This window comes from Bacillus kalamii (assembly GCF_047238185.1).
Lineage (GTDB): Bacteria > Bacillota > Bacilli > Bacillales > DSM-1321 > Bacillus_AD.
Genome location: NZ_JBDFMI010000001.1, coordinates 2454467 through 2467292, shown reverse-complemented (window position 1 = coordinate 2467292; position 12826 = coordinate 2454467). Strand labels below are relative to the sequence as shown.

12 protein-coding genes are annotated in these 12826 nt (G+C 40.5%); 8 read left to right on the top strand and 4 right to left on the bottom strand.

Annotation, left to right across the window (positions count from 1 at the left end; all coding sequences use genetic code 11):
• Window positions 1–132: 132 nt before the first annotated feature.
• Window positions 133–630, bottom strand: a complete 498-nt coding sequence (locus tag ABC357_RS12245) for a YkyB family protein (protein WP_412887773.1) — start codon at window positions 628–630, stop codon at window positions 133–135.
• Window positions 631–1534: 904 nt separating this feature from the next.
• Between ABC357_RS12245 and ABC357_RS12240 the strand changes: the two genes are divergently transcribed.
• Window positions 1535–3637 carry an EAL domain-containing protein gene (locus ABC357_RS12240; protein WP_412887772.1) on the top strand — a complete coding sequence of 701 codons (2103 nt, stop codon included), beginning with the start codon at window positions 1535–1537 and terminating at the stop codon, window positions 3635–3637.
• 61 nt (window positions 3638–3698) lie between these two features.
• On the opposite strand, the gene ABC357_RS12235 is transcribed toward ABC357_RS12240, so the two are convergent.
• On the bottom strand, window positions 3699–4565 hold the full coding sequence (locus tag ABC357_RS12235) for a metallophosphoesterase (RefSeq protein WP_412887771.1): 867 nt from the start codon (window positions 4563–4565) through the stop codon (window positions 3699–3701).
• 249 nt (window positions 4566–4814) lie between these two features.
• On the opposite strand from ABC357_RS12235, the gene ABC357_RS12230 reads away from it, so the two are divergent.
• The 3 genes from ABC357_RS12230 to ABC357_RS12220 all read left to right on the top strand — a co-directional run bounded on the left by ABC357_RS12230 (window position 4815) and on the right by ABC357_RS12220 (window position 9110).
• Window positions 4815–6731, top strand: coding sequence for an SLC13 family permease (locus tag ABC357_RS12230; protein WP_412887770.1), 1917 nt, complete (start codon window positions 4815–4817; stop codon window positions 6729–6731).
• Between the two features lie 291 nt (window positions 6732–7022).
• A complete protein-coding gene (gene fadH, locus ABC357_RS12225; RefSeq protein ID WP_412887769.1) occupies window positions 7023–7787 on the top strand; it encodes a 2,4-dienoyl-CoA reductase in 765 nt (254 codons plus the stop codon).
• A gap of 120 nt (window positions 7788–7907) precedes the next feature.
• Complete coding sequence (locus tag ABC357_RS12220) at window positions 7908–9110, top strand: EAL domain-containing protein (RefSeq protein ID WP_412887768.1); 1203 nt, start codon at window positions 7908–7910, stop codon at window positions 9108–9110.
• Between the two features lie 67 nt (window positions 9111–9177).
• Here the strand turns inward: ABC357_RS12220 and ABC357_RS12215 are convergent, their stop codons facing one another.
• Together ABC357_RS12215 and ABC357_RS12210 are read right to left on the bottom strand one after the other, a co-directional pair.
• Window positions 9178–9420: a glutaredoxin family protein gene (locus tag ABC357_RS12215; protein ID WP_412887767.1), complete on the bottom strand. Its 243-nt coding sequence runs from the start codon at window positions 9418–9420 to the stop codon at window positions 9178–9180.
• 70 nt (window positions 9421–9490) lie between these two features.
• Window positions 9491–10438, bottom strand: a complete 948-nt coding sequence (locus ABC357_RS12210) for an MBL fold metallo-hydrolase (RefSeq protein WP_412887766.1) — start codon at window positions 10436–10438, stop codon at window positions 9491–9493.
• 170 nt (window positions 10439–10608) lie between these two features.
• On the opposite strand from ABC357_RS12210, the gene ABC357_RS12205 reads away from it, so the two are divergent.
• The 4 genes from ABC357_RS12205 (at window position 10609) to ccpC (ending at window position 12773) form a co-directional block, all read left to right on the top strand.
• Window positions 10609–10848 (top strand): DUF1797 family protein, encoded by a 240-nt coding sequence (locus ABC357_RS12205; protein ID WP_412887765.1) that lies wholly within the window; start codon window positions 10609–10611, stop codon window positions 10846–10848.
• 261 nt (window positions 10849–11109) lie between these two features.
• Window positions 11110–11235: a hypothetical protein gene (locus tag ABC357_RS12200; protein WP_412887764.1), complete on the top strand. Its 126-nt coding sequence runs from the start codon at window positions 11110–11112 to the stop codon at window positions 11233–11235.
• 82 nt (window positions 11236–11317) lie between these two features.
• Complete coding sequence (cbpB, locus tag ABC357_RS12195) at window positions 11318–11755, top strand: cyclic-di-AMP-binding protein CbpB (RefSeq protein ID WP_412887763.1); 438 nt, start codon at window positions 11318–11320, stop codon at window positions 11753–11755.
• A gap of 130 nt (window positions 11756–11885) precedes the next feature.
• Window positions 11886–12773 carry a transcriptional regulator CcpC gene (ccpC, locus tag ABC357_RS12190; protein ID WP_412887762.1) on the top strand — a complete coding sequence of 296 codons (888 nt, stop codon included), beginning with the start codon at window positions 11886–11888 and terminating at the stop codon, window positions 12771–12773.
• Window positions 12774–12826: the final 53 nt, after the last annotated feature.

Genomic DNA, 12826 nt, shown 5'->3' with positions numbered 1-12826 from the left:
GTTTCTAAAAGAAAAGGATAGCAATTCGCTATCCTTTTCCTTCTAAAAAAGCTATTCATTATGTCAGTGCTCCGTCTTAAGCTTGTCCGGGATAAACGGAGATTACCGTTTTCTTTTGGCAACGCAGTATATTTAATATATATCTTTTCCCAAAAAGGAAGAGGTAAAAATGGTAGATGTTTTTTTAACACTTTGCTTCTTTTTATATGGAGAATAACGGGTGGCAGCTTTTTTATCCAATGGCTTCTCCATAGGTCCGATGTAGTTATATATAATGGCTTTTGCCCTAGATAAGGACATGTATGTTTTTGGGTTGCGCTTATCATTTGCGCGATTTCCTAGATGAGGTAATTTCTTAATATCTTCCTTTGACGGAGGTAAATGAAAAATATACTTTCCGCATTGGATAATGACATCTGATTGCTGTTGGGCATTTTTGGGATTGTTGGAGAAGTGCAATCCAAGCTTCTTCGCTTTTCCTTCTTTCAGCATCTTTTGGATTGCCATTTGTTTCATTTGATACAGTGTTTTGGGTTGCGGAGCTGCCTTAGCATGTTTATTGATGATAAAAATGGCTTGGGGAAGCTCTTCTTCTTTACTGGGATGTTGGATATCTGCTCTCTGATTCATTCTTGCAACTCCTTTCTCTGGATTTATTAACTAATATCATTATAGCATTCTGCTGCGTTAAAGTGATAGAAACATCAAAATATTCTCTACTATTTAATATTTGTTTCATACTTTTTTCATAGTGTGAAATTTTATATAAGGAAGGAAGATTTACGTGTTTTTTTCTATTATATAGTCTTCCTTCTATTTGTATCCGTATTTCAATAATTGTAAACAGTAAAAAAGCTGTTTTAGTGATGAAAACAGCTTTTTTACTGAAATATGGCCAGGCAATGAACTTATTTTGTATATATATTAACGTTTTCTGTGATGCCTCCGTATACCGGCGTATTTCCTTGTTGTATTTGATTAAAGGATCCTGGCGGAAAACCCGCAGGAACCGTCCCATACGGCATGGGAGCGTAAGGCATTGGGGCAGGGGGATAAGGCGGATAAGGCGGATAAGGGGGCGGACAACAAGGCCGGTTAAAAAGCAGAGGCCCTATCGCTAATCCTGCTACAAAGGGAAGGAAGAAAGGGAAAAAGCGTTGGTCTTCCTGATTGACAATTGTTTGGTTCCAGCTTTGGTCTGTATATGAGGCCCTATAAGGGACAGGACTTGGCATAGGATAGAACATGTAAGAGTTGTGTGTTGGCAAAATGGGACCGTACATGTAGATACCTCCGTTCTGTATTCTTTACAGTATATGGAGAGTTTTTGGATTGGAGCCTGTACGCTTTTAATTAGCTATTCAGTAAAGAGGTTTGCGGAAACCAGAATAAATGGGCCAATCAGCCTAAAGCTGCATCGTCTTTTATTGAATTTTAAGAAGGTTATGTACGGTTTTTATCTGATAAGCTATTATAGAAATAAACGCGCATAAATGACTGCCAAAAATCAATATACACATAGGGTGTGATGGTTATGAGGAATAGAGAACAAATCAATTTTGACGACGGCAAAAACAATAAATCTATTTCTTTGCAAGAATATGATTTATTCCATAGTATATTTGACATGGTAGAAGAGTGCTATATCATGTTGCGGGTGGAAAAAGAAGGTCTATTCCGGTATGTTTATGCAAACTCAATGGCGGTAAGCCGTAAAAGGAAAATACAGAACTGGATTGGGCGCACAATTGATGAGGTTCATTCCGAAGAAGTATCAGCATTATTGAAGAAGGAATGCGAACGCGTAACGGAAAGCAAAAGTGAGTTGCTTTCGCAGTCTGATTGGATGTGCTCCCATGCTAATCCGTCGACCTGGGATATAGCGCTTTATCCATTAAAGGATAAAGAACACACCGTTCGGTATATAGCTGTGAATGCTAAGCATTCTTTATCGCATGCGTTGAACGAAAAGGAGTTATTGGAAAATATCCAATTATATAAATCTGTCATTGACCACAATTTGGATGGCATTATTTCAATAGATGCAAAGGGGAAAGTAGTATCCTGCAACCCTTCTTCCAAAAAACTTTTGGGCTATGATGAAAAAGAGCTGAAGGATCGTTCATTCTTTGACATGGTCAATGATGATAACCTGCCGCATTTTAAACAGGTCTTCAGGAATTCCTTCAAAGGGCTTGCGCTTGATTTTGATGAATGCAGCTTGATACATAAGAAAGGGACATCATTATCTGTCTATATGAAGTTTGTGCCCATTGTTGTGAATGAAGAGGTGAAAGGGACCTACATTATTTTCAGGGATATAACACAGCAATCAAAGAGCCTGGAATTAATTCAATATATGTCATACCACGATCAAGTAACCGGATTGTTTAATAGAAAGGCTTTACTAAAGGATCTGGAGCATATAATCTATAAATCTTCCAAGAATGAAACAGAAGCTGCTCTGCTTTATATCGATCTTGACCGTTTTAAATTATTTAACGAAACGCTTGGGCACTCCACCGGAGATTTGCTTTTGAAGAAGGTTGGAGAACGATTAACATTCATTGACGAGACCTTTTACCAGGTATACCGTATAAGCGGGGATGAATTCGTCATCCTTATATCAGAGGTTGAACGCCATGAGGTTACTCACTTTGCTGCAAAAATATTCACTGCTTTTTCAATACCATTTGTACTCGATGGCCATGAATGGTTCGTTACACCGAGCATTGGCATTTCGATGTTTCCGTTGGATGGGCGCGATGGTGAAACATTGCTCAGGAAGGCGGACAGCGCATTATTTCAAGTGAAGGCCAGAGGAAAAGCCCATTTCCAATTCTATAATCATGAATTAAATGAGCATATACCGGCTATCGTGATGCTTGAAACCAATTTGAGGAGGGCTCTGGAAAAGAATGAATTAAGCTTGTATCTTCAGCCGCAAATAGATTTGAAAAATGGACTTGTGACAAGCTTTGAAGCTCTATTGCGATGGAATAATGAAAAGCTCGGGTTTGTTTCCCCTGCTGATTTTATCCCGATTGCCGAGGAAACAGGATTAATTATACCGATCGGGAAATGGGTCATTGAAGAAGTGTGCAAAATGATCAGGCATTGGGACAATATGGGGTATCCCCCATTAAAAGTGGCCGTTAATCTTTCTCCAAAGCAATTTTTGCAGCCTGCATTAATAGAGCATATTTCTTGCCTGTTAGATAAGTATAAAATTGATCCTATCCAATTAGAGATAGAAATTACAGAAGGGGCAATGCAGGATACGACGGAGGCCCTAAGGACACTCAATGGGTTGAAGAAGCTTGGTGTATCGATATCCGTGGATGACTTCGGTACAGGATATTCTTCACTCAGTTATCTGAAGCAATTCCCTTTGGATACATTAAAAATCGACCAATCCTTCATTAAAGAAGTGCTTTGTGACCAAAAGGATGAAGCCATCATCACAACGATTATACACCTTGCCCAAAATCTTGGCCTGGAAGTAATCGCAGAGGGGGTCGAAAGTGAAGAGCAAGCGGATTTCCTAAAGAAAGTCAGCTGTCAAAAAGCACAGGGATTTTTCTACAGCAGGCCATTGCCGATAGAAGAAATTGAACAAAAGTATTTTAACAAATAGTTTTTCGTGGATGCTGTCAAGGGGGAATGGCTCATTCTCCCTTGTTTAGCTGGAAAGGCTGCTAGTAGGATAACAAAGTAATGGATGTTACTTCAGGGCGTGAAAAGAATCGATAAGGAATTCTGGTAGTCCCCAAGCCCCTGTTGACAAACAACTTCATACTGTTTACCATATACGATCCTTCGTAATATTTTTTTGCGTAAGGAGGTGTAATAAGCGGTCCTGCAAAAGGAATTTGAATCTGGCCCCCGTGGCTATGCCCACTAAGCTGTGCATGCACCCCTTTCTTGCTGGCGGAATCGGCTAAATCAGGGGCATGGGAAAGAAGTAAGCAAAATTGGTCCGAAGGAATATGCCTCAAGGTCTTGTACCAGTCCGGCGTACCAATCATCGGTTCATCAATCCCGGCGATATAGATGGATTCACCTGCTTTTGATGTGATAGCCATGTTTTCATTGCGAAGAACCTTAAATTGGGAGGCTTCCATGATGTCTCTAAATAATATTGTTCCATTAGAACCGTGATCATGGTTTCCATAGATGGCTATTTTTCCATATGTGGCTTTTAATGAACGTAATACGGGAATAATGTGTTGGCTTTTTTTGAACGAACCAGGTTCATCCATTAGATCTCCTGTAAAGATGATTAAGTCCGGCTGCAGTGAATTGATCGTTTTGACTGTCTTTTTTAGTTGGCGGATGCTGAAATGGAAGCCTAAATGAGTGTCGCTGAACTGGACAATCCTGCTTTGATGGAAGCTCTTGGGGATGATGCTGTCATTAATGGAAAAAACAGATGATTCAAGCCAGAATGGCTCTACATATTTTGAATACCATTTGATGCCATAGCCCCATCCAAGGGCAATAAGAATATATGTAAGGATCTTTTTTATAAAATCTCTTCTTGATAGTACCGGATTTTCCACCATTTTTCCGCCTCCTCACCATGGGCATGTAACCATTTTAATGAAATAAATCCCCGTATGCGATAAGATTAAACAGTTGAAGTGAATAAATGTTTACATTTTGTATTCAAATTGTATTATGATTGATATATATGAAATAATCAGATGAATAAGTTCTGTTTATTATGATATAGAAGCTATATAAAGAGTAAATGCATGAGTAAGATAGCAAGCAGTAGGTTAAAGTTAACCTGACACCTGCATTATGGATTTATGTTTAATCCAATCATACATGTGATTTTATTGTATAGTGCTATTAAGTGGGAGGTTCTAATGATAAATCAACCTATGATTATCACATTTATAATCGTGGCGATTATGTGTTTACTATTATTGCAAGGCAAATTACGGGCAGATCTGATAGGGATGGGATCTTTATTGGCTCTGACTGTTTTTCATATAGTAACTCCTGAAGAAGCTGTATCCGGTTTTGCAAATCCGGTTGTCATCATGACAGGCGGATTATTCATAGTGGGTGCAGGTATTTTTGATTCCGGATTGGCAAAATCCGTCGGTAGCGCGTTATTCCGTATGAGCGGAAACAGTGAAACAAAATTAATCATGATTATGTTCATTACGGTAAGCTTGTTCAGTGCGGTTATGAGCAGTGCGGGAACAGTGGCTATTTTGTTGCCAATCATCATGAGTATCGCCTTTGAATTGAAGATCAACCCAACCAGGTTCCTGCTGCCGTTGACTTTTGCGGCTAGTCTGGGAGGGCTGCTCACTTTGATCGGTTCGCCCACAAACTTGATTATAGCCGACGTGCTTTCGAAGGAAGGACTGGATTCTCTCGGGTTTTTGGATATGACAGGCATTGGCCTTATAGCCCTGATTGCCGGCATCGCCTTTTTTTTAACGGTCGGCAGAAAGATACAGCCGATTGACCAGGAGACGATTTCTACGCCAGGAAAATCTATTTCAGCCGGAGAATTGGCGGGACTTTATAAAGTATATGACCAATTGCATTTTGTCCATGTGCCGGAAACATCCGAAATTATTGGCGAAAGGCTGGAAGAGCTTAAACTTCCTACGCGTTTTGAAATAACGGTGATTGAAATAGAAAGAAAGTCGAAGGATAAAATGAGCTTATTGCATCCGAAAAGCTCTATTGTGGCAAAAGCGAATGAAATACTCTACCCAAACGATCTCCTGTTGGTTTTCGGGGAGGAAGAAGAGGTTAATCACTTCATTTCCACTTATGAGCTGGAAAAGCGGCCATTTGCCATTGAAGAGATCAAATCGCATTTTCTCCGGAAATCATACGGAATGACAGAGATTCTACTGGCACCGCATTCTAGCCTTGAAAATTTGACAATAGCGGATCTTCATTTCCGTGAACAATATTCATGCAATGTACTTGCCATCAATCGAAAAGGGGACTATATACACACTGATTTGGGAAGGCAAAAGCTGAAAATAGGAGATGCCTTATTGGTCCATGGCAAATGGAAAAACATCGATTTGATTTCAAACCAAAAAGATGATTTGGTCGTCATTGGTTCTAAATCCGATGAGCGCAAAGAGACAGAGACCTCCGGAAAAGCACCTATAGCCGCACTGATTATGCTCCTCATGCTAATCCTTCTGACATTTCAATTAATGTCCGCAGTGACAAGTATTTTACTGTCTGCCTTTCTAATGGTTGCTTTAGGCTGTATACAATCGGTCGAATCTGCATATAAACGGGTCAACCTGGAAATCGTGATAGTAATTGCTACTCTTCTGCCAGTCGCCACTGCGTTGGGCAAAACTGGAGGAACACAATTGCTAAGCAATTCGCTGCAAGCCTTGGTTGGCGATTATGGCGCATACGGCCTGCTTATAGCTTTTTATATCATAACGTCTCTCTTGTCCCAATTCATGAATTCTGTTGCAACAACTATTTTACTTGCGCCTATTGCACTGACAGCTGCGTTAGGAATGGGCATAAATCCTGAGCCTATAGTTGTAGGGATAGCGGTAGCCGCCAGTATGAGCTTTTCAACTATCGCCTCACCGACAAACACACTTGTCATGACAGCGGGTGGTTACAAATATGCTGATTTCCTCCGGGTTAGTCTTCCGCTGCAAGTATTTATCGGGATCATAGCCATTTTGGCCATTCCGTTGTTTTTCCCATTTATGTAATGAATGAAAGCACGCCTTTACAGGGCGTGCTTTTTTGCGAAATAGGAAAGCTTATGGAGTTAAAACGCATACAGCGGCTGTTGAAAAAAACTGTTTGACACTGATGCTAAATTCTTTATTGCCCAAACAAGACATAGGAACATGTGAATTCTGTTTTTAATCCTTTTTGCTTGATGCTTGAAACACTCCTTCAAGAAAATGTAATTCTATAACAGGTAAAAATAGAAAATGATGAGCAAAAATGGTAAAATAAATGAATGACGATTCATTTATTAAAAGGGGGAAATGAAGATGAAAAATAAAGTTGCAATTATTACTGGCGGTTCAAGCGGGATGGGTAAATATATGGCGAAGCATTTCGTCGAATTGGGAGGAAACGTCGTCATTACAGGAAGAAATGAAGAGCGGCTGCAATCTGCCATTAAAGAAATCGAACACCCGAATGGAAAAGTGATCCCTTTCCAGATGGACGTAAGAAATGTTGAGCATGTCCAAGCGATGGTTGAAAAGACAGCGGCAGAGTTCGGAACGATTGATTTTCTGGTGAATAATGCGGCAGGTAATTTTATTTGTGCAGCAGAGGAATTATCTCCGAATGGATGGAAATCCGTTATAGATATCGTTTTGAATGGGACCTTTTACTGTAGCAGTGCAGTCGGGAAGTATATGATTGCTAATGGCGTGAAAGGAGCTATGTTGAATATGGTAGCTACATATGCTTGGGATGCCGGCCCTGGTGTTGTTCATTCAGCAAGCGCTAAGGCTGGCGTCCTGGCGCTTACAAGGACATTGGCGGTGGAATGGGGGCGTAAGTATGGAATTAGGGTCAATGCCATGGCTCCCGGTCCGATAGAACGCACCGGCGGCGCAGCCAAGCTGTGGGAAAGTGAAGCCGCTGCCAAGATGACATTGGACAGTGTGCCGCTCGGAAGACTGGGCAAGCCTGAGGAAATTGCCCAATTGGCTGCATTCATGCTTTCTGACCAGGCAGCCTATCTGAACGGGGAATGCATTACGTTGGATGGCGGCAGTTGGTTGAATCAACGTCCGTTTTAAAGTGTAGGCATCCATTTCCGCTCCGAATTAGAAATATAGTGTGAACTAAGTTGAATTTTTTAACTAGTTTGAGAAACAGTGGTATAATTGTTCCAAATACCAATGTTCGGGGTGGTCGACATGGATCCAATGGAAGTGCTGACAAACTATGATCAGATTGAGCCTTTCTTGCAGCCGATATTCAGCGCAGATGAGCACGTTGTCGTTGGGTATGAAATTTTGGGCAGATATAGGAGCGAAAAAGGAGTTGAAAGTCTTGGGCCTTTTTTCAGCGACCATAGTATACCTGAAGAGTACCGTATAGATGTTGATAATGCAGTCTTGGAGAAGGCGCTGGCTATGCTGGCAAATTCGGAGGATGAATGTTTCATTTTTATTAACCGGAATCCATCATTCATGCTTCTTGATCACGGGGAGGATCTCCTTGATATTATAAAGCGGTATATTCCTGAAGATAAACTGCACCGGATTGTATTGGAATTATCTGAAAAGGATTTTCCGGATGAAATAAGAAGCCTGCAGCATTTATTGACGTATTATCAAACCTATGGGATTAAAATTGCGGTTGATCACTTAGCGATAGAGAGCCATCTTGACCGGATTACTTCATTATCGCCCCAAATTCTGAAAGTAAGCCTTCATCATCTTAATCTTCAATCGTGGGATTCGTTCGCCGACACAGTTGCCATTTTAGGAAAACTTTCACGGAAAATGGGTGCCACGCTATTATTCGAAAATATCGAAACCGTGTATCAGCTGCAATATGCATGGAGGCATGGAGGCCGGTACTATCAAGGATTCTATCTCGCTGAACCGGCACACCAGCCTATTAGGAGAGATGCACTAAAAAAGTGGTTCAAAACGGAGTGCCATCGTTTCATTGATTCGGAAAAAATTAGTCTTGAAAAAAAGTATGATGAGAAGAAAAAGCTTCAATTGGACCTTGAGCGGACTATCCATAAATATCGGCCAACAAGCAGCGATGTCCCTTTGTTGATGGAATTGGCCCAATCCATTGAACATTGTTCATTCAGGCTGTACGTTTGCGATGAGGATGGATTTCAACGGTCGCCCAATATTTTGAAAACTAAGGATGGATGGGTAGCTCAAATGGACCATATGGAGAAAAACTGGAGCTGGCGGCCATATTTCCTGAAGACTATTATTAAAATGAGGAACGACCAGGAAGGATTTCTTTCAGATTCGTACAGTGACATTGAAATTGCACAAACAATCAGGACTTTTTCCATTCCGGTCAACGAAAACGAGTATCTTTTCATTGATATTTCCTATGAATATCTGTATGAGCATGATATTTTTTGAACATTATTTGGAATGAAAAGACAGGGGACGCCATCTAATGGCGTCCCCTAACTGATTTAAGGATCATTTATATATTTTTCAATCCTAAAAGCTGCTCGATCCGTTCTTGGTCAAAACCGATGATCGGCTCTTCATCAATCACGATGACGGGTGTAGAAAACGCGTTATATTGATTCATCATTACTTTCTTCGCCTTGGAATCCCTCGAGATATTTTTCTCTTCAAAGGAAACGCCGTGTTCTTTTAGAAACAACTTTGTAAATTCGCATGGCGGACAGGAAGGTTGTGTGTAAAGGACAACTGTGTGCATATTTGCCTCCTAGTTATAACAATATATGAATAGTATACCTTATACAGCATATGTAATGGGTATCTTTGACTTAATGGCGCTTCTTCGACAACATATCCATGATTCCCATTGCTGACACTTTAAAGTCCAACTCCAAAAGGGAAAATAGCGAATCGCTTCTTGTAATCCCCATTTCTTTCAGACGTGGAGAAATCAGTTCGAACAAAAGGGATTGAAGCAATACGAGTTGATCGCTCATAACTGATGTTTGTGATTGCGCCTTTTTTCCGCATTCCACAAAAAGCGGTACATAATGCCTCATTTGCGCATAAGCCTCAGAAGGAGTGTCACAGGCGCCGAAATGACCAAAATAAAGAACTTCAGCCTTTAAATCTTCATAAAGGTCGATTGACTTCAGCATAGCATCCGGATCGAATTGATTTGGCGATGTGGTTGGGAGAACAAGTGCCTCTTTTTGTCCCTCTTGATAGAAAATGCCGCAAGTATCGCCTGTGAATATTCCTTTTGAAAAAGAGTCATAGATGGAAATGTGGTGGTTGGCATGGCCTGGGGTATGATAAAATGTCAGAGTGCGGCCTGCCAATACAAGATGTTCACCATGGTCAGCCGTTTTTATCCGATTTTCAGGTATGGGAACAATCGGTTTGAATAATGAATCGAAATCCTCGCCGTATACGGCTCGCGCCCCTGCTATTAGTCTGGAAGGCTCATGCAAATGGTGTGCTCCTTTAGGATGGACGATTAGAGTGGCATTTGGGCACTGCTGCAGCAATAATCCTGCTCCGCCGGCATGGTCAAGATGGATGTGAGTGACAATAATCCGGCTAATCTGTTCAAGGTCTATTGATAATTCGTTCAACCCTTGCAAAATGTAAGGGATGGAAGGGCTAGCAGACGTTTCAATCAGTGTGGCGCTATTCCCATCCATCAGGACATAACAGCCTGTCCTTTTTTTTCGGCCTAAATCGTGACAATCAATGGAATACATTGTACTATTAATTTGTTGTGCAAAATTCATAGAAATCCCCCTATCCTAGGTTTTGTACCTATTGTAAGCGCCATGAAGGATTAAGTAAATGGATTTTAAAACTTTCAGAATATACTTAGGCATGGCACTGGCATAAGAACTTATGTTATAGTGAAACATACTGGTAGGAATTCTGTTACATATTGAAAGGAGATGCTATAATGACTCAATTACAAGGCATCATAACAAGACTATTAAACCTTCAGGAACAAGCGAAGGAAACTGAAACAGCGCAGCGTTTTTTTGAAATAGATGGCGTGAAAAAATGCCAAGTTACGTACTTTAATAAAACGGCTATGTACGAGCTTGAAGTATATGATGAAAAAGGCAAGTCGTCCAAGTATCAATTCGATAATATCGATATGATTACGATTGAAATCTTTGATTTATTGAACGCGTAAGAGTCCCTAAGGGGGCTCTTTTTTTGGCGCATCCTACTGGGTGTTGGATTCGGCATTTACACAATAATTCCGCACAAAAAAGATGAAGGATTTGAAGGTTTTATACGTTGTCGTTGTGGGATTTATTGTATTTGATTGTGTAGTGTATGCTTGCCGTTTGGATGGATGGTATGTATACTAAGTATGTATTTTAACTGGAAGAGAAAAGCAACATGTTGATACACCCGGATCAATGAATTGAAGAAAAAGGTGGGTCCATTTTTGCAGATACTTCTGATGATTATCATGTTGTTTATCATGTTGCTAGGTCTTGCTGAACTGATGTCAACAAAGAATGAACTAGTCGCAATCCGTAAGTTACTTGAGAAACAGAAGAATAATAACTAAGCATTTAGGATGCAGGCAGCATGAGTAATTGTTAAAATAAGTAAAAGAAGAAAATACTGAGTATAAGAGTAGGAGTAATCGTATGCTTACATGTAATAACAATGAACTGCTTTCCACATCTATCGAGAGTTATGTTATTTCAGCCGAAAAAGTTGCACATGTGCAAATCGCCAACAATTTGGAACATGGTTTGTTGGTTCTTACGAAAAGCGGATATACAGCCATACCTGTATTAGATCCCCATTTCAAATTATACGGCTTGATCAGTTCGCCGATGATTATGGATGCTATTCTCGGGTTGGAAAGAATTGAATTCGAGAAATTGGAAGAGTTGAAAGTAAGTGATGTAATGAATCCCGATATTCCCCGATTGCGCTTGACTGATACAGTCAAAACAGGATTGAAGAAACTGATAGACCATCCTTTTGTTTGTGTGGAGGATGAAGACGGGGTATTCGAAGGTATTTTAACGAGAAGAGCTCTTTTGAAAGAGTTCCAGAAACAGCTTCTTGCCAATTGAAAAATGTAGAATCAAGAGTCTTGCAGTAAGCAGGCTCTTTTTTGTTCACATGCATGAAACAACAGATTAAAAAACGTATAATACATTTTGGGTAAACCATTACGTTTAAAAGAATGGATGAGGGATCAGAATGAGCAATTCAGAATATCAATTACTGTCTGTCCTGGCGCAGGAAATGAACATGCGGAAAGCGGCTGAGCGTTTATTTGTCTCGCAGCCGGCATTGTCGCAGCGTCTCCAAAGTATAGAGAAGGATTGGCGGACGAAAATCTTTGTACGGTCCCAAAAAGGCTTGACATTGACACCGGCAGGGGAAACCATCATTGATTTAGCGAACAGAGTACTTGAACAGGAAGAAAAAGTCCATGAAGAAATACAGGCAATGGATAATAAAGTATATGGAACCTTGAAAATAGCCTGCGCAACCATCGTCGGACAAAATTGGCTGCCTAAGGTGCTGAAAAAATACGTCAATACCTATCCCCATGCTAAGATTTCATTGGTTACAGGCTGGAGCAGTGAAATCCTTAAATCCTTGTATGACGATACCGTCCATATCGGCATCATTAGGGGGACTCCCGATTGGAAGGGAGTCCGCCACCATCTCTTTAAGGATAAGCTATATCTCGTCGATACGGAGATGAATAAGCTTGAACAAGTACTTGAGACGAATAGGCCTTTTATCCAATTTAAAAGTGATTCCAATTATTATCAAGAAATCCAGGATTGGTGGATCAGGCACTTTCAAAGCGTTCCTAAAAGGACGATTGTAGTAGACCAAATAGAGACATGCAAGCAAATGGCGCTAAACGGAATTGGGTATGCAATTCTTCCGGCAATAACGATTCAAAACCATGACGCCAAGAACATTTACAAAATTCCGCTCTACGATGACCACCATGACAACCTTGAACGGGACACTTGGCTGCTGGGGTACGAAAAGTCATTTCAACTTCAGCAGGTTCAGGCTTTTGTAGAGATTGTACAAGAATATATAAAAGAATCGGAACTTGAATAACTAAGGATAATTTTGCTTGTTAATCGCTGTTTAGTTTGGTAAAGTAATCATTA